Source organism: Pseudomonas sp. Irchel s3b2 (genome assembly GCF_900187445.1).
Taxonomy (GTDB): Bacteria; Pseudomonadota; Gammaproteobacteria; order Pseudomonadales; family Pseudomonadaceae; genus Aquipseudomonas.
Genome location: NZ_FYEB01000014.1, coordinates 46,942 through 64,744 on the forward strand (window position 1 = coordinate 46,942; position 17,803 = coordinate 64,744).

Consider the following 17,803-nt stretch of genomic DNA (forward strand, 5'->3'; position numbering starts at 1 on the left):
AGACGCTGGCATATCAGCGGTGACTGTGCCGCCAGAAGTATCGAGCCAACAGCGCGTCCACGCTGAGTTTGCCGGCCCCCGAGAGCAACAATGGCACGAGGGCGGCGAGGTAGATCAGCGGCAGTTTGAAGTTGCCGTGGCCTTTATTGCTGATGGCATAACCCTGGGCAAGTTCACTCAATGTAGACCAATCGGCCGGCCAGTGAACGGCAGCGGCCGCAACGATCGTGACCACGGTCAGAATAATCGCCGAGACCCGCGTTCCCAGACCCATCAGCAGGGCGAGGGCGCAGATCAGTTCGGCCCACATCGCCAGTTCCCAGTTCAGCGTGGCCGGAACGTGGTTGAAGGGGAACGGGAGGCGGTTCTGGATGTCGGCAAACCAGTTCTGGCCGTTCCATTTTTCCAGGCCTGATTCGAAAAACTCCCAGGCCAGAAACACCCGCAAGGTCAGGGGCGCGATCCAGCTTCCGGTACGGTCGAGGTTCAGGTGCAGGTTTTTGACGGCCGATGAGATAGAAGTGTTCATGGGCTTGAGCTCCGGGCAGAGGATTGTTGGTGTTCTGGGGGCTTCATTCGGTCAATAACGCATTCCTGACGGATCGTTTGTACTTCAGCGCAATCTTGCCCAGCAGCCGAATGACGATCGCCGAAAACATCAAGCCGAACGGAAGGACGTACCAGGCGCTCAGGGGGATGCGTTTGAAGTTGGAGTAGGTGAACACCGCTGCGAGCACCCACATGCCGCTGACGTGCAGGGCTTTCCAGGGTTTGGGGCCAATCAGCCGCGCCGTGGTTTTGAAGGAAGTCAGCGCCATTAACAAAATAAACAGATAACCAACCGAGCCCGGGATGTTGCCGACCGTGGTGCGACTGGGCCAGAACTCGGGGTTCAATTGGCCGTAGCTGTAGATCAGGATGGCGTGCACCAGATGGGAAAACGCAAAGGCCAGGCCGATGAAGCGTCGTTCGCGCACCAGCGATCGGGTGAAAGGCGAGGGCACCAGCACGGCGAAGGCAGAGGCGGTGAACGCGGCCAGAAACAGCGCAAAAGAGGTGCGTGCGGTAGCGCGAATGGCGCTGCGGGTGGCTTCCACCAGATCCGGGTTGAGCAGCAGAATCAGACTGGTCATCAACAGCACCAGCAAAGACAGCAGGCCAAACAGCGACCAGCCGTGGTAACGAGGAACTTGGGTCATCATGACAACACTCCTGAACAAGTGCCGACCCGTTTTTACCGGTGGTCGGCGGACGGCAGGAGTGTTTCAACCGGGTATGTTGGCGGTATGTCCGCAAGGTCGCCGGGCGCAAGTTCATGTATCCCGGGCCACGACAGATACATTCCCATACAAAACTGTGATTCAGCCGCGACCAGCAGCGTCTAGCGACAGTGTCCCCGCAATCCCATGGGGCGAGACTTCGGAACCCGGCATGCAAGCGCTGTTGAACGAGATCCTTGACGCAGTCCGACCGTTGATCGGTCAGGGCAAAGTGGCTGACTACATTCCCGCCCTCGGCACGGTGCCGGCCAATCAGTTGGGCATTGCCGTGTATGGCAATGACGGCGAGTTATTTTGTGCCGGAGACGCCAACACGCCGTTCTCGGTGCAGAGTATTTCCAAGGTATTTAGCCTGGTGCAGGCCATCGACCATTCCGGCGAAGCGATTTGGGAGCGTCTGGGTCACGAGCCGTCCGGCCAGCCGTTCAACTCGCTGGTGCAGCTGGAGTTCGAGCGCGGGCGCCCGCGCAATCCCTTCATCAACGCCGGTGCGCTGGTGATCTGCGACATCAACCAGTCACGCTTTGCCGCGCCGGCATTATCGATGCGCGATTTTGTCCGGCGCTTGTCCGGCAATCCGAATGTCATGGTGGACGGCAAAGTCGCCGAGTCGGAATACCAGCACCGCGCGCGCAACGCGGCCATGGCCTACCTGATGCAGTCGTTCGGCAACTTTCATAACGATGTCGAAGCCGTGCTGCGCAGTTACTTCAGCCATTGCTCGCTGCGCATGAGTTGCGTGGATCTGGCCCGGACCTTCTGTTTCCTGGCCAACGACGGTTTCTGCAAGCACAGCGGCGCGCAGATCCTCAGCGCCCGCCAGACCCAGCAAGTCAACTCGATCATGGCCACCAGCGGGCTGTATGACGAAGCGGGCAACTTTGCCTATCGCGTCGGTTTGCCGGGCAAGAGCGGCGTGGGCGGGGGAATTGTGGCGGTGGTGCCGGGGCAATTCACGGTGTGCGTCTGGTCTCCGGAATTGAACACTGCCGGCAACTCCCTCGCGGGCATGGCGGCGCTGGAATTGTTGAGTCAGCGGATTGGCTGGTCGGTGTTCTGATGGCCCGTCTTGACTAGCGCCCGATGACCGCTACCGTGAAGCAGGCATTCTTTGACTCACCCGAACGGGTGAAGGAGCGGGTGACTTCATGGTGAATTTCGGTTCCGCGCTTCTAGTCTTCAATGACCCGGACACTCATTTGCGCAAAGGGTTGTCTGCCGTGGTCCAGATAGGCGACACCCTGTGGGTCGCCAATGATGAATCCTTGAGCCTGGAGCGCTTCACCTTGCGTGAGCGCGTCGGTGCGGGCGAGTTTCTGTTTGACCAGCACAAACAATTCCCGTTGGCATCCCTGTTGACGCTGCCGGTCATCCCCACGATTGGCGAAGAATTCGTTGAAGCAGATCTGGAAGGCATGAGTTACGACCGCGACACGGGGTATCTCTGGGTTGTGGGGTCTCACAGCCTGAAACGGAAAAAACCCGATAGCACCAAGTCCCTAAAGAAAAACGCCGAGCGTCTGGCAACTGTCAGCAGCGATGGCAATCGTTTTCTCCTGGCCAGGATTCCGGTGGTCGAAGAAAACGGGACGTTCACTTTGGTGAAGAGCACCGCCGGCGATGATCGGGTTGCCGCCCAATTGGCCGGCAATCAACTGGGTAACGAATTACTCGATGAGCTCAAGGACGACGAGCATGTGGGGGCATTTCTGCACATTCCCGGCAAGGACAACGGGTTCGATACCGAAGGCCTCGAGATCAACGGCAAGCGCGTTTTTATCGGGTTGCGAGGGCCGGTGTTGCGGGGCTGGACAATTGTTCTGGAGATTGAACCCGAGGACCATCCCAAGGCCGCTCACACGCTGACACTGAAAAAAATCGGGTCTGGGGGGCGAAAATATCGAAAGCATTTTCTCCAGTTGGGCGGACTCGGCGTCAGGGACTTATGCATCGATGGTGACGACATGTTGATCCTGGCCGGTCCGACGATGAACCTAGACGGGCCTGTCAGCGTATTTCGATGGCTCGACGGTGCCAGGCCAGCAGACGAAAGTTTTGTCTTCAGCGAACAATTGACGCCGGTTCTGGAGGTTCCTTACGGGCAAGGAGAGGATAAAGGCCGCGATCATGCCGAAGGGCTGACCTTTATCAGCACTGCGGGCGTAGAAGAGCCCTTGCTACTGGTGGTCTATGACGCGAACGCCGGGTGGCGCAAACAGGGGAGCAATCGCCTGGAGCAAGATGTATTTCGACTGGCGAAAAAGTAACCGCCACCACGCCCCAGTGAATGACGCTCCACGGATTTTCCTATACATTTTCTGGCCGCCCCCCTGCATGGTGAAACCGTTTCATGTCTCTTGCGCTCGAACGTCTAGTCGCTGGCACGCCGATCCCTTTTGCCGGTAATCGTGTCACGGTCGTCAGCCCCGAATTGGCGGCGCGCTTTCAGCCCGGTGACCATCTGCTGGTGGAGCAGGTCAGCGGCGAATTGTTGCTGATCCCGGTGGCGGATCAACAAGCGGCGGCGGTCGCCATCGAGCGCGCCGAAGCGGCGTTCGCTGCGATGTCCAGCGTCTCGGATCACGCTATCAGCGAGTTCTTCGATCACTTTGCTCAACGTCTGGAAACCCCGGAATGCTGGGCCTTGATTGCGGCCGCCAACCTGGCCGACATCGAGCGAGCCAAGGCGCGCGGGCGTTCCACCACGCGGTTGCTCGCCGATGAACGCATGCGCGGCGACATGATCGCCGGCCTCAGGGCCTGGCGCGATGCTCCCGCCACCCGCGGCAAGGTCGTAAGCTGCGTCGAGCATGACGGCTGGAAAGTCGAGCAAGTGGTGTCGCCGCTGGGCATCGTCGCGTTCGTGTTCGAAGGCCGACCGAATGTCTTTGCCGACGCCGCCGGTGTATTGCGCACCGGTAACACGGCGGTGCTGCGCATTGGCAGCGATGCGTTGGGCACCGCCCAGGCCATCGTCACCCACGCATTGAATCCGGCACTGGTTGACGCCGGGTTGCCGAGCGGTGCAGTGTCGCTGGTGGAAAGCGTCAATCACGCCGCTGGCTGGGCGATGTTCGCTGACCGGCGCCTGTCGCTGGCCGTGGCCCGTGGTTCGGGACGGGCGGTCAGCCAATTGGGTAGCATCGCGCAACAGGCCGGCACTGCCGTCAGCCTGCACGGCACGGGTGGTGCGTGGCTGATCGCCGACAAGGACGCCGATGCCCGGCGCTTTGCCGCCGTGGTGCGCAACTCGCTGGACCGCAAAGTCTGCAACACCCTGAACGTTTGCCTGATCCACCGCGACCGCGCCGCCGAACTGGTGCCGTTGTTTCTCGACGCACTGCAACAGGCCGGCACCGCTCGGGGCCAGGGCTGCAAGTTGCATATCGTCGAGGGCAGTGAGCCCTGTTTGCCGGCCGATTGGCAGACCGCGAGCGTCGAGGTGTATCGCGCCGAAGGCTATCAGACCGAAGCGTTGGCCGAACCGCTGCCCGAAGATCAATTGGGGCGCGAGTGGGAATGGGAAGAAACCCCGGAAGTCAGCCTGAAAATCGTCGAAGACCTGGACCAGGCCATCGCTTTGTTCAACCGCTATAGCCCGCAATTCACCGTGTCGCTGATCAGTGAAGATGCGCTGGCGCAGGAGCGTTTCTACAACGCGGCCAACGCGCCCTTTGTCGGCAACGGGATCACCCGTTGGGTCGATGGGCAGTACGCGCTGAACAAGCCGGAATTGGGGCTTTCGAACTGGGAGAGTGGACGCCTGTTTGCACGCAGCGCGATTCTTTCGGGGGATGGTGTGTTCACCATCCGTAGCCGCATGACCCAGACGGATCTATCGGTCAAACGCTGACGGTGAGGGGACAGCCCCCGACCGCAGGCAACGGCACGCACTATACTTAATGTGTGTCCGTGTCTGCGTGGGGACGGACAGCGCTCATCTGACTACGTGAGGGAGGGTTGCGCCATGAAACTTCATTCCTTTCAACATTACTCACATGATCTGGAAATGGTCGTTCACGACGCGTGGATTACCACCAGAGTGAAGTCGGCCCTGGCATTGGCCGACTCAACCCTTGGCCTGCATGTCCATGTCAAAACCCATGCGGGCAGGGTGGCATTGAGCGGCCGCGTCAATACTCATAGGCAGTGTGAGCAGGCTGTTGCTCTGGCCCGTTCGGTTCATGGTGTCGTCGACATCGATGCCAGTGAATTGCTCACTCACGTGTTCACGCCAGGAAGTTTCCCTGAAGCGCCCAATGGCGAAGACACTCCTGAGCGTCGGCCACAATCGTCAGCGAAGACGGACGACAAATGACAACGACGCGTGCGCACTTTGTAACGCTGCGCCAAGCCTGGCGCAGCTCGGGCGAGCGAGGCCTTCAGGCGGCTTCGACCGCTTGACCATACACCGCACAGGTGTCCGGGTGCTCGGCCAGCGACACGAAGTTGCGACGGCTGGCATCCAGAGCATCGACCGAACCGGTCTCGATGTCATAAACCCAACCATGCAGATTCAGCAGGCCTTTTTCCTGGGCCAGACGCACGCTCGGGTGAGTCTGGATATTTGCCAGTTGGGCGATGACGTTTTCCCGGACCATCGAACTCACTTTGGCTGCGTCGCTGGCGTGAGGGCGGGAGTCATTGATCACCTTGGCCGACTCGGCGTGTTGCAACCAGCCACTGACGGCAGGCAAGTGATCCATGCATTTGCACTGGGCGATGGAGGTCATGGCGCCGCAGTCCGAATGCCCGCAGATCACGATGTCAGTCACACCCAATACCGCGACCGCATACTCGACCGTGGCCGACACGCCGCCGGGATGCGGACTGTAAGAGGGCACAATGTTGCCGGCATTACGCACTACGAACAGTTCGCCGGGTTCTTGCTGGGTCAGCAGTTCCGGCACCACTCGGCTGTCGGAACAGGTGATGAACAAAGTGCCGGGATGCTGGGTGGTGGCCAGGTGTTTGAACAGGTCGGTACGTTGGACAAAGGCTTCGTTCTGGAACTTCAATAAACCTTCGATGAGCGCTTTCATGGCGGACTTCCTTGCAATGAATGAGGGGGGCTAATGCCTGCAGAACTGTAGGAGCGAGGCTTGCCCGCGAAGAATGCAGCGCGGTTTTTCAGGTACTACGCGTCATCGTTCTTCGCGGGCAAGCCTCGCTCCAACAGGTTCTGCGTCTTAGTTGACTGTGTTGTTTTAGAAAGGGCGTAGCGGCAAGAACTTGCCGTCCAGAGTAATCACTGCGCGAGAACCACCTTCCGGGTCTTCAACTTTCTTCATGTCCAGCTTGAAGTTGATCGCGCTGATGATGCCGTCGCCGAATTGCTCATGAACCAGGGCTTTGAGCGTGGTGCCGTAGATCTGGATCATTTCGTAGAAGCGATAAATAGTCGGGTCGGTCGGGACACCCGAGAGGCTGCCGCGCAGCGGAATGATCTGCAGGCGAGCCACGGCGTCGGCATCTAGTTCGAGTTTTTCGCCAATCACCTTGGCGGCGGCTTCCGGCAACGGATGCTGGCCGAGCAGGGCGGCGGTGACGTAGGCAAGACCCAGGCCGGTGCCGTCGGTCAGATCCTGCCAGGACAGATTCTTGCGTGCCTTGGCATCGAGGATCGAAGTGGTCAGGGCCAGACTCGGGTCCTGGTAAGCGTGGGACTGTTGCATGGTGTGACTCCTATCGGTTGTGGCTGGAAAGTGGAGCCATCTTCGGTCGATTGATCCATAGCGTCCAAGACCGATATACAATGCTTCGCATAAGTCCTGCCTATAGATGGTGTGCCCCATGCTGCTCCGACATTTGCGTTACTTGCTGGCAGTCGCCGACCACGGCGGCTTCACCCGCGCCGCCGAGGCATTGCACGTCTCTCAACCGACGCTGTCCCAGCAGATCCGGCAACTGGAGGAAACCCTGGGCGTGAGCCTGTTCGATCGTACCTCGCGCACGGTCAAACCGACCGATGCGGGGCTGGCCTATATCGAAAGTGCCCGTCGGGTATTGGTGGAACTTGAAGCAGGGAAACGTGCGCTGCATGACGTGAAGGACTTGTCTCGCGGCACTTTGCGATTGGCCATGACGCCAACGTTCATGGCGTATCTGGTGGGACCGTTGGTGCGCGACTACGTGGCGAAGTTTCCAAACATCCATCTGCAGATTTTCGAGTTATCGATGGATGACATCGAGACCGGGTTGCTTGATGACTCGCTGGACATTGCCATTGCCTTTACCCCGGTGAGAAGCCCCGACATCGAGTGCGTGCCGGCGTTTGTCGAGACCTTGGGCGTGATGGTCGGGCGCAGTCATTCGTTGTATCAGCGTCAGAGCCCGCTATCGCCAGAGGAGGTGGCCCAGCTGGATTTCGCATTGCTGACGCCGGACTTCATCACCCGATCCTCCATCGACGGGTATTTTCGGCAACAGAACATCACGCCCAAAGTGGCGATTGAGGTGAACTCGGTGAGTTCGCTGTTGGAGGTCATTCGCCACGCGCCGATGGCCACCATCCTGCCGGAACCCATCGCCACTGCGGAACGGGCATTGCGCAAAATTCCGCTGTTGGGGGAGGCGCCCAACCGAGAGGCCGCGCTGCTTCGGCGCAAAAACAACTATCACAGTGCGGCGTCGGTGGCCTTCATGGACCTGGTGTTGGGCGAGGCTGCGGTCGAGTCGGCAAAGTCAGTCATCCACTGATTGGCACAGCCCGTTGGGCGCCTTGCCAGTGGAGGTCACGGTTACCGAGTCGTCATCAGCGAGGACGATCGAGAGTGTGACGCCCGAACCCTTGGCTTCGAAGCGGCGATCGTTGATGGCTTTGGTTTCCGCCTCTTTACTGTTGATCAATACAGGGCCGTCCTGATCCGCATGGACGACGACTTTACCGGGGCAGTCCACATCGAATGAGGGAATGCCAGGGAGGGTGTTCGCATGAGCAACATTCGCCATTGCGAATACTATGAATATCAGGATTTTGTTCATCGCAAACCTCCAGCGATCCAGCAGGGCATACGGTTAACCATAGCTTTGTTTGGTGCGCACGAGACAAACGAAAAGGCCCCGCTCGATATTCCGAGCGGGGCCTTTTTTCTTTACTGAGGGGGGATATCAATACAACCGATCAATCACCCGAGCTTCGTTCTGGTTCTGCATCGATGCCCACGCCTGTTTCAGCGTTTGCAGCACATTACCGATGAAGTCCTTGTCGGCCGCAGCTTTCTTGCCGACATAACCCTGGCCGCGACGGTACATCTTCAGTCGGGCCAGCAGGTTCTGGTTGTTCTGGTCGAACTCTTCTTCATGGGCATGGGGCGACAGGCAGTCGATACGAACCTGGCCCGATTTGCTGATCCACAGAATATGGCTGTCCTGGCTGTCTTTTTGCGCAGCGAACAAGCGAGCCAGTTCATCGATAGTAGGTTGATTGTTCAGATTCATTGTAAGCCCCTTGACCATTTGGTGATCTTTCAAAGTTGATTCGCTAATACAGGTAGCCCATCGGTTAGTTGATCCCTGGCACCGAAACCAGGACGTCAGCGGTTGGCCGTCAATACGACGGGGTCCCGCGTCTGTTGCATGTAGTCGTGTTGAATAACTGCTACGCAATAGCGTCACAACGAAGAGAAGCAGCGAAAACCTGGAGGCCACTGCCGACGTTTTCAGGGTCGGCCACAAGCTTCATGAGGATTGATCGCCAGCGCTTCTCGCCCTTGTACTGGACGTTCAGGCCAGGTCAGCTTCTTCAATCTGCCTTGTGGGCAGCGTGTATCCGGGAAAAACAGCTCGGCGGTCAGACGAGCTTGCTCAAACGTGTTGCCTGTACTCCCGATCGGGGAGACGTCTGCATCATGCAAGGGCAAATCGGAGGCGTCAACGGTTTTGTAGTGAATATTTTTATTCACTACATATTGTCGGACAAAGTGGTTTTGGAATTAAAAAGGCAGATGTGGCTGGCTGTGGCGTCGTTGGAATCGCCAAGATCGCAACCTTCTGTAGGAGCGAGGCTTGCCCGCGAAGAACGATGACGCGGTCCTGCCGTTTGTCCGCGTGATGGCTTTCGCGGGCAAGCCTCGCTCCTACGGGACTGGGGTAGGAGTTGCCGAAGACTGCGATCTTTAAAAGCGGTAAACGGTGCATGGATAACCGTCGATCGGCAGGTGATGCAGGGTGAATTCACCGCCCGTGAGATCGGGCATCACTTTGGCCCAAAACAGCCGCGCAGGCTGGTTGGCATCGATGTGGAAAATTTGCCATTGACCGAGGAACCGGCTCAAGAGGGCAGAGATGACAAACTTCGCGACGCCTTGGCCACGAAAGCGTCGACTGACAAAAAAGTAGCCAATGTTGTGCTCGGCACCGAGGATATGGGTTTCGTTATCCACGGTCACAAAACCCGCAAGCTCGCCGTCAACCTTGATCAGAAATGGCCTGGTTGCCGGGTTGCGCCAGTAATCAAGCCTGGGCTGGATATTGAAGAAGCCCTGTTCACCAAGTTTCAGCGGCAGCCATTCACTGAAGTCATACATGTAGAACTGCATCAGGTTTTCGATGGTCTCCAGTTCGTCGCGGTGAGCGACGTGCAGTTCTATTGAGGGCTGGCTTCTGATTGTCGTCATGGTCGATACCTTTTCAGAAAGCAGGCTGTTGCCCGATACGCCGCGGAACCTGTAGGGGCGTGGCTTGCCCGCGAAGAACGATAACGCGTAATACTTGAAAAACCGCGGTGAATTCTTCGCGGGCAAGCCACGCTCCTACAGGTTTCAATTCGTTGCAAGTGCCCTCAACCCTTGCCCGCCGGTTTCGCCGCGCGTTTGGTGCCGGTCGAGGGCTTGCGTTTGGCTGGTTTTCGCTTGTTTTTCCACGGTGTGGCGCCACGCCCGGCCGGGCTTGCCGGCCCGCTGATGGTCAGGTTCAGGCCGGCGCAACGCGCCACCTGCTTGCTCATCCACGCAGCCTGTTTGGTGACGAACTCTTCCAGGCTCATTTCACCGCTCTGCACCATGTCCAGGGCCTGCTCCCAGATCGCCGTGGTTCCGGGATCGGCAATGGCGCGCGGCACGGCGTCGATCAGGCTGAAAGCCGCCAGCGTCGCGGCCAGGGCCTTGCCGTTCTTGATCAGATAACCGCGGTCCAGCAGGCCCTGGATGATCGAGGCGCGCGTCGCTTCGGTGCCGATGCCGGTGGTGTCCTTGAGTTTTTGCTTGAGCAGTGGATCTTCCACCAGTTTGGCGACGTTTTTCATCGCCTTGATCAGATCGCCTTCGGTAAACGGCTTGGGTGGCTGGGTCCAGAGGTCCTTGAGCTTCACATCGGCCACCGCGCAGTCACGCCCTTCGGCTAATGCCGGCAGTGTTTGCGGTGCCGGTGCTTCGCGTCCCTTGGCAGGCGCGAGAGCTTCGGGCAGGGCGCGTTTCCAGCCGGGCTCGACGATCTGCTTGCCCACGGCACGCAAGGCTTCACCGGCACAGTCGAAGTCGGCCTGGGTCCGGTCGTATTCATGGTTGGGCAGGAACTGGGCCAGGTAACGCGCACGAATCAGGGTGTAGACCGCCCGTTGTTTGCCTGCCAGTCGGTCGAGGTTTTTCGCCGCCGCCGTGGGGATGATGCCGTGGTGAGCGCTGACCTTGGCATCATTCCAGGCCCGTGAGCGGCGCTGGGGCTCCAGGTGATCGTGCAAGGCGTTCAGGGCTGGATCGGCTTGCCTCAGCGCAGCAAGAATACTTGGGGCTTCGCTGTGCTGACTCAGCGGCAGGTAGCCGCAGTCGCTGCGTGGGTAGGTGATGACTTTGTGGGTTTCGTACAGCGCCTGGGCGATATCGAGGGTTTCCTGAGCGCCGAGCCCGAGCTTCTTCGAACAGACTTCCTGCAACGTACCCAGATCGAACGGCAAAGGCGCGACTTCGCGCATGCGCTCGGTGCGCAGTTTGATCACCCGGGCGCTCGTCGCACTGCCGATGGCCGCAGCCGCTTTCTGAGCCAGCGCCTGATTCAGGCAGCGGTCCTGATCGTCGCAAACGTCGGAGGCCGCACGCCACTGGGCGGTGAACGCGGTGCCATCGTGCAGCAGTTGCACATCGATGGCCCAGTAGGCCACCGGGACGAAATCGGCAATGCTGCGGTCGCGATCCACCACCAGGCGCAAGGTCGGTGTCTGTACCCGGCCGACCGGCAATACACCCTGATAGCCGGACTGACGCCCCAGCAGGGTGAACAGCCGACTCATGTTCATCCCGATCAACCAGTCGGCCCGGGAGCGCCCCAACGCCGAATGATACAGGCTGAATGTCTCGGCCCCGGGCTTTAGCGCCGCCAGTGCCTTGCGGATTGACGCATCGTCCAGCGCCGACAGCCACAGCCGCCGGATCGGCCCGCGATAACGGCAATGCTCCACCAGTTCCCGGGCGATCATCTCGCCCTCACGGTCGGCGTCGGTGGCAATCACCAGTTCACTGGCCTCGCCGAGCAAGCGTTTGACCGCCTTGTACTGGCTGGCCGTGCGCGGTTTGACGGTCATCTTCCATTTTTCGGGAATGATCGGCAGATCCGCCAGCACCCAACGCTTGTAACGCGCGTCATAGGCATCCGGCGGTGCGGTTTCCAGCAGATGGCCGATGCACCAGGTCACCGTGACGTCCGTTCCCAGCCAGCAGCCATCGCCCCGGCGCTTGGCGCCGAGCACGGCCGCGATGTCTTTGGCCTGGGAAGGTTTTTCACAGAGGTACAGCCGCATAACCACCATCGTCGATCAGTGTTCGAGAGGTGCACAGAATGGCGGTTGATGAGCGATGGAGCAATCTTTATCTGTATGGATGTACAGCTTAAGCTGTTGCGGTTGATGACAGCGGTCAGTCCACCACAAACAATTTGGCGCCAATGGCGGTGGATGACCGATGCGCTTCGGCATTGTCTGCCACTTGATAGCTCATGCCCGGCGTGAGAACGAAGACTCGACCATCCTCCAGTTCGGTGTGCAGTTCTCCCTCCAGGCAAAACAGCACATGCCCCTTCGAGCACCAGTGATCGGCCAGATACCCCGGCGTGTATTCGACGATGCGCGCTCGAATCGCGCCGAACTGCCGGGTGCGCCACTGCGCGCTACCAGTCTCGCCCGGGTGTTCGGTGGGTTCGATTTGCGACCAGTCGGTGGTGCCGAAGGGGATGTTGGCAATGTCCATGTTGCTCTCCAGGTTTGGCATGAGTCGTGGGGACTTGCACTGTAACTGAAGCAAGCTCCGTTCGGCTGCGAAGTGCTCGGGATGCCGAAAGATGGGGTATACCTGATGGGGCACGGATACAACGTAACAGCAATGGAGGAACCTACCCCATGAAAGCCCCAGCTCCCGGTAATCCCATCGCCATCAGCCCTCAACCCGGCTGCGTGGTGGTGAAATTCCATGGCATTCAAGTGGCGTCGTCCACTCGGACGCTGGTCATGCATGAGGCCAATTATCCTTCGGTGTACTACATCCCGCGGGAGGACATCGCCGAACAATATTTCGCCCGCACCGACCACACCAGCTATTGCCCGTACAAGGGCGATGCCAGCTATTTCAGCCTGCAAATCCCCGGACATGAAGGCGCCAATGCGGTATGGAGTTATGAGCACCCGAAGGTGTCGGTTGCGCAGATTGGCGGGTATGTGGCGTTTTATCCTGAAGAAGTGACGTTTGAGGTGCTTGATACCTGAGGTGCAGAAAACATTGTGGTGAGGGAGAACTCTTTGTAGCAGCTGCCGAGCCCGCGAGGCTGCGTTCGGCTGCGAAGCAGTCGTAAAATCAGAGATTGCGGTACGTCAGGCAGACTGCGTCAGCCGAATTCACGACTGCTGCGCAGCCGAACGCAGGCTTCGCCAGCTGCTACAGATCGCATCACGGCTTAGCGGATCGGCGAGGGCAAATCCCCTCGCCACACCTCCCGCTAGCCGTCAGTTTTTGTCCAGATCCACGTTTTTGGTTTCACGCAAACACATCATCCCCACCACCAGGCTCACCCCGGTAATCACCACCGGGTACCACAGCCCATAGAAAATATCTCCGGTGTACACCACCAGGGCAAACGACACCGTCGGCAGGAAACCACCAAACCAGCCGTTGCCGATGTGGTAGGGCAGGGACATGGAGGTGTAGCGGATACGGGTCGGGAACAGTTCGACCATCAGTGCCGCCAGCGGGCCGTAGCACATGGCGGAGATGATGATCAGCGCGACGATCAGCGCCACGATCATTGGTTTGTTGATCTGTTGGGTGTCGGCTTGTGACGGATACCCGGCCAGGGTCACCGCGCCGCGCAGGGCAGCTTCATCGTAGCCATCGATTTTCACCTCGCCGATGCTGATCTGCACGGCGCTGCCGGCCGGAGCCGCTTCGCTGTTGTAGGGCAGGCCTTGTTTGACCAGGAAGGTTTTGACCTTGTCGCACGGGCTATCAAATTTAGCCTTGCCGACCGGGTCGAACTGGAAGGTGCAGGTGGCCGGGTCGGCCAGAACGGTGATCGGTGCCTGGCGGCTGGCCAGGTCGATGGCCGGATTGGCGTAGTGGGCCAGGGTTTTGAAGATCGGGAAGTACAACGCGGTGGCCAGCAACAGGCCGATCATCAGCACTGGTTTGCGCCCGACTTTGTCCGACAGCCAGCCAAAAAAGATGAAGAATGGTGCGCCGATAATCACACTGACAATCAGCAGACTGTTGGCCAGCGCCGGGTCCATTTTCAGGAACTGGGTGAGGAAGAACAGCACATAAAACTGCGCCGCGTAGAAGGTCACCGCTTGCCCGGCGTTGATGCTGAACAGCGCGATCAGCACCACTTTCAGGTTGTCCCATTTGCCGAAGGAATCGCGCAGCGGCGACTTGCAAAGCTTGCCTTCTTCTTTCATTTTCACGAACGCAGGCGATTCGTGCAGGCTCAGGCGAATCCAGGTCGAGATACCCAGCAGTACGATTGAAAACAGAAACGGAATGCGCCAGCCCCAGACTTCGAACTGGTCACCGGTGAAGTAGCGGCAACCGAGCACCACCAGCAGCGACAGCAGCAAGCCGAGGGTGGCAGTGGACTGAATCCAGCTGGTGTGGAAACCGCGTTTGCCCATCGGCGCATGTTCCGCGACGTATGTGGCAGCGCCGCCGTACTCACCGCCCAGCGCCAGGCCCTGAAGCATGCGCAACACCACGAGGATGATCGGCGCGGCAATGCCGATACTGGCGTAAGTCGGCAGCAAGCCGACGCAGAACGTCGCCACGCCCATGAGGACGATGGTTGCGAGGAAGGTGTATTTACGCCCGATCATGTCCCCCAAGCGTCCGAACACCAGCGCACCGAACGGCCGCACGATGAAGCCGGCGGCGAAGGCCATCAGTGCAAAGATGAACGCCGTGGTGTCGTTGACCCCGGCGAAGAACTGTTTACTGATGACGGCCGCGAGGGCGCCATAAAGGAAAAAGTCGTACCACTCGAACACCGTCCCGAGGGACGAGGCGAAAATGACTTTCTGGGTTTCCTGACTGGTACCGGCGCTGCGGACGGCTTCCAGGGGCTGAACATGTTCTGACATATCGGTATCCCTCACAGTGATTGTTTTTGTTGTTCCACTGTCGGCGCCAACCTTGTGGGCAGGTGCCGCTACTGTCGATGCATCGGGTGTACTCCTTCCCTGTAGGAGCTGCCGAAGGCTGCGATCTTTTGATCTTGATCTTCCAGCGCCTGCAAGGACGCCAAAAGATCGCAGGCTTCGCCAGCTCCTACATTGATTGCGTGTTGCTTCAGGCCGATGTGGTCTGTTGTTTTTCGGGGGGCACGCTCCTTGTGTCAGGGCTGAGGATCAATTGCGCGGCTTTCTCGGCGATCATCAGCGTCGGCGAACAGGTGTTGCCCGAGGTGATGCGCGGCATGATCGAGGCGTCGGCGATGCGCAGGCCGGGGATGCCGTGGACGCGCAACTCGGCGTCGACCACCGCGCCCGCATCGTTGCCCATCCGGCAGGTGCCCACCGGGTGGAAAATAGTCGTGCCAATCCGGGCGGCGGCTTCGTGCAACTGCACTTCGCTCTGCAAGCTGTCACCGGGCAGGTACTCGACCGGCTTGAACGCTTGCAACGCGGGTGCGGAGACGATGCGCCGGGTCAGGCGGATGGCGTCGGCTGCCACTCGCAAGTCTTCGGGATGGCTCAGGTAGTTGGGCTGAATCAGCGGCGCTTCCCGCGGATCGGCGGAGCGAATGTCTATTCGGCCACGGCTTTGCGGGCGCAGATCGCAGACCGATGCAGTGAACGCGGGGAAGGCGTGCAGCGGCTCGCCGAAACGCTCCAGCGACAACGGTTGCACATGGTATTCGAGGTTCGCCGAGGTCTGCTCCGGCCCTGAACGGGCGAAGGCACCGAGTTGGCTCGGAGCCATGGACAACGGGCCGCTGCGGTCATACAGATAACGCAGGCCCATGCCCATCTTGCCCCACAGCGTGCTGGCAATCTGGTTCAGGGTGCGGGCGTTTTCCAGTTTGTAGATCAGCCGCAGTTGCAGATGATCCTGCAGGTTGCCGCCCACGCCGGGCAGTTCATGAACAACGCCGATGCCCAGCTTTTGCAGGAGCGGGCGAGGGCCGATACCGGAACGCTGAAGGATGCCCGGTGAACCGACGGAGCCGGCACACAAAATGATTTCCTTGCGCGCCTTGAAGGTTTTGGCCTGGCCTTGCCAGCGCGCGTTGACCGCCGAGGCACGGCCGTTTTCCAGCAATACGCGGTCCACTTCGACATCGGTCAGCACCGTCAGATTGGCGCGCTGGCGGATCGGTTTGAGAAACGCCTTGGCCGCGTTCCAGCGGATCCCGGCTTTCTGATTGACCTGGAAATAGCCGCAGCCTTCATTGTCACCCTGATTGAAGTCATCAATGCTGGCGATGCCGCTTTGCTCGGCCGCCGTTCGGAAGGCGTCGAGGATCGGCCACGACAGCCGCTGCCGCTCGATCCGCCATTCGCCGGCAGCGCCGTGAAATTCCGAGTCGCCGGCAAAATGGTTTTCGCTGTGTTTGAACAGTGGCAGCACGTCCTGCCAGCCCCAGCCGGCATTGCCCTCGGCCGCCCAGCCATCGTAATCGCCAGCCTGGCCGCGCATGTAGATCATGCCGTTGATCGAAGAACAGCCGCCGAGCACCTTGCCGCGTGGGTAGCTCAGGGCGCGGCCTTGCAGGCCCGGTTGCGTTTCGGTCTTGAAGCACCAGTCGGTGCGTGGGTTGCCGATGCAGAACAGGTAACCGACGGGGATGTGAATCCACGGGTAATTATCGCGGCCGCCGGCTTCGAGCAGCAACACGCGATGCTGCGGGTTGGCTGACAGTCGATTGGCCAGCAAACAACCGGCCGGCCCGGCGCCGACCACGATGTAGTCGTATTCATCAAGGGAAGTCTGCATCCCTGACCTCGTATTGTTGTTCTTGTTGTCGGTCATCCTAGTTGTTAGCTTTCGTTAAAAGAATGTTAGTTTTTACGCAGCTGCTGTGCGTTTTTAAACAGCGTCGTTAACGGCATAACGTCAAGGATGGTTCATGTTCGACTGGAATGACCTGCGGTTTTTTCTCGAATTGCAGCGCAGCGGCCGCTTGCTGACCGCCGCTCGCCGTTTGAACACCACCCACGCCACCGTGGCCCGGCACATCGAAGCCATCGAAAAAAGCCTCGGCACCGCGCTGTTCGTCCAGCATGCCCAAGGCTACGAATTGACCCCGGCTGGCGAAGCGCTGCTCAAACACGCCGAAGCCATGGAAAACGTCGCGCTGCTGGCTCAGGAAGAAATCACCCAGTCATCCGCGCCGCTGGGCAAGATCCGCGTCGGGGTGACAGAAGGGCTGGGCATCATGTTCCTCGCCAGCCGCATGAACGGGTTGTTCGAACGCTATCCGGGGCTGGAGGTGGAGCTGGTGGCGGTGCCGCGTTTCGTCAGCATCCTCAACCGTGAAGCCGAGATCAGCATTCATCTGGAACGCCCGGCCGCCGACATGCTAGTTACCCGCAAACTCACCGATTACCGACTGGCGCTCTACGCCAGTCAAGCCTATCTGGACCGCTCGCCACCGCTGCGCAGCCGCGAAGACCTTGGTCGCCATGCGTGGATCGGTTACGTCGACGACTTGCTGTTCAGCCAGGAACTGATGTTCCTCAACAGCTTCTGCCGCAACCCTCAGGTGGTCTTCCACAGCACCAGCGTCATCGCCCAGCAACAGGCCGCGCGCTCGGGCCTGGGGATCGCCGTGCTGCCGTGCTACATGGCCAGCGCCGATCCCCAACTGGTGCCGTTGCTGCCGGATGAAAGCATCCAGCGCAGTTATTGGATCAGTACGCGGCGCGAGCTGCATAAATCCGTGAGGTTGCGGGTGTTGTGGGATTACGTGGTGGAGTTGTGTGAGCGCGAGCAGGATCTGCTGCGAGGCTCCATTCCCCTGTAGGAGCGAGGGGTTATTGCCGGGAAAGCGTTTGGCGTCCAATCTATGGCATGACGACAAGGAGCGTTATCCGACACTCCGTCGCGATAAAG

General features: G+C 59.5%; 18 protein-coding genes. 7 read left to right on the forward strand and 11 right to left on the reverse strand.

Going from position 1 to position 17,803, the window contains the following annotated elements; genetic code table 11:
- Positions 1-13: 13 nt before the first annotated feature.
- Both CKW20_RS23340 and CKW20_RS23345 read right to left on the reverse strand, forming a co-directional pair.
- Positions 14-529 carry a DoxX family protein gene (locus CKW20_RS23340; protein WP_095055001.1) on the reverse strand — a complete coding sequence of 172 codons (516 nt, stop codon included), beginning with the start codon at positions 527-529 and terminating at the stop codon, positions 14-16.
- A gap of 43 nt (positions 530-572) precedes the next feature.
- Complete coding sequence (locus tag CKW20_RS23345; RefSeq protein WP_095055002.1) at positions 573-1,202, reverse strand: ferric reductase-like transmembrane domain-containing protein; 630 nt, start codon at positions 1,200-1,202, stop codon at positions 573-575.
- Between the two features lie 229 nt (positions 1,203-1,431).
- On the opposite strand from CKW20_RS23345, the gene glsB reads away from it, so the two are divergent.
- From glsB to CKW20_RS23365, 4 genes are all read left to right on the forward strand, one after another.
- Complete coding sequence (glsB, locus tag CKW20_RS23350) at positions 1,432-2,340, forward strand: glutaminase B (RefSeq protein ID WP_095055003.1); 909 nt, start codon at positions 1,432-1,434, stop codon at positions 2,338-2,340.
- 88 nt (positions 2,341-2,428) lie between these two features.
- Entirely contained in the window at positions 2,429-3,547 is a 1,119-nt protein-coding gene (locus tag CKW20_RS23355) for a DUF3616 domain-containing protein (protein WP_095055004.1), read from the forward strand.
- 83 nt (positions 3,548-3,630) lie between these two features.
- Positions 3,631-5,133, forward strand: coding sequence for an aldehyde dehydrogenase family protein (locus tag CKW20_RS23360; RefSeq protein ID WP_095055005.1), 1,503 nt, complete (start codon positions 3,631-3,633; stop codon positions 5,131-5,133).
- Between the two features lie 114 nt (positions 5,134-5,247).
- Complete coding sequence (locus tag CKW20_RS23365) at positions 5,248-5,598, forward strand: BON domain-containing protein (protein ID WP_095055006.1); 351 nt, start codon at positions 5,248-5,250, stop codon at positions 5,596-5,598.
- Positions 5,599-5,662: 64 nt separating this feature from the next.
- Here the strand turns inward: CKW20_RS23365 and CKW20_RS23370 are convergent, their stop codons facing one another.
- Positions 5,663-6,322, reverse strand: coding sequence for a carbonic anhydrase (locus tag CKW20_RS23370; protein ID WP_095055007.1), 660 nt, complete (start codon positions 6,320-6,322; stop codon positions 5,663-5,665).
- Between the two features lie 165 nt (positions 6,323-6,487).
- Positions 6,488-6,955, reverse strand: coding sequence for a cyanase (cynS, locus tag CKW20_RS23375; RefSeq protein WP_030130783.1), 468 nt, complete (start codon positions 6,953-6,955; stop codon positions 6,488-6,490).
- Between the two features lie 118 nt (positions 6,956-7,073).
- Here cynS and cynR point away from each other — a divergent pair, with 118 nt between their 5' ends.
- Entirely contained in the window at positions 7,074-7,979 is a 906-nt protein-coding gene (cynR, locus tag CKW20_RS23380; protein WP_095055008.1) for a transcriptional regulator CynR, read from the forward strand.
- Here the strand turns inward: cynR and CKW20_RS23385 are convergent.
- From CKW20_RS23385 to CKW20_RS23410, 5 genes are all read right to left on the reverse strand, one after another.
- A complete protein-coding gene (locus CKW20_RS23385) occupies positions 7,965-8,264 on the reverse strand; it encodes a hypothetical protein (RefSeq protein ID WP_095055009.1) in 300 nt (99 codons plus the stop codon). The genes cynR and CKW20_RS23385 overlap by 15 nt on opposite strands.
- Positions 8,265-8,390: 126 nt before the next feature.
- Positions 8,391-8,720, reverse strand: coding sequence for a hypothetical protein (locus tag CKW20_RS23390; RefSeq protein ID WP_095055010.1), 330 nt, complete (start codon positions 8,718-8,720; stop codon positions 8,391-8,393).
- A gap of 677 nt (positions 8,721-9,397) precedes the next feature.
- Positions 9,398-9,898: a GNAT family N-acetyltransferase gene (locus tag CKW20_RS23400; protein ID WP_095055086.1), complete on the reverse strand. Its 501-nt coding sequence runs from the start codon at positions 9,896-9,898 to the stop codon at positions 9,398-9,400.
- 164 nt (positions 9,899-10,062) lie between these two features.
- Entirely contained in the window at positions 10,063-12,012 is a 1,950-nt protein-coding gene (locus tag CKW20_RS23405; protein WP_095055087.1) for a DNA topoisomerase III, read from the reverse strand.
- 115 nt (positions 12,013-12,127) lie between these two features.
- Complete coding sequence (locus tag CKW20_RS23410) at positions 12,128-12,457, reverse strand: DHCW motif cupin fold protein (RefSeq protein ID WP_095055012.1); 330 nt, start codon at positions 12,455-12,457, stop codon at positions 12,128-12,130.
- 149 nt (positions 12,458-12,606) lie between these two features.
- Between CKW20_RS23410 and CKW20_RS23415 the strand changes: the two genes are divergently transcribed.
- Positions 12,607-12,969 carry a DUF427 domain-containing protein gene (locus tag CKW20_RS23415; RefSeq protein ID WP_095055013.1) on the forward strand — a complete coding sequence of 121 codons (363 nt, stop codon included), beginning with the start codon at positions 12,607-12,609 and terminating at the stop codon, positions 12,967-12,969.
- A 237-nt stretch (positions 12,970-13,206) separates the two neighbouring features.
- On the opposite strand, the gene CKW20_RS23420 is transcribed toward CKW20_RS23415, so the two are convergent.
- Positions 13,207-14,829: an MFS transporter gene (locus tag CKW20_RS23420; protein WP_095055014.1), complete on the reverse strand. Its 1,623-nt coding sequence runs from the start codon at positions 14,827-14,829 to the stop codon at positions 13,207-13,209.
- A 208-nt stretch (positions 14,830-15,037) separates the two neighbouring features.
- Complete coding sequence (locus CKW20_RS23425; RefSeq protein ID WP_095055015.1) at positions 15,038-16,684, reverse strand: GMC family oxidoreductase; 1,647 nt, start codon at positions 16,682-16,684, stop codon at positions 15,038-15,040.
- Positions 16,685-16,817: 133 nt separating this feature from the next.
- On the opposite strand from CKW20_RS23425, the gene CKW20_RS23430 reads away from it, so the two are divergent.
- Positions 16,818-17,714, forward strand: coding sequence for a LysR family transcriptional regulator (locus CKW20_RS23430; RefSeq protein ID WP_095055016.1), 897 nt, complete (start codon positions 16,818-16,820; stop codon positions 17,712-17,714).
- Positions 17,715-17,803: the final 89 nt, after the last annotated feature.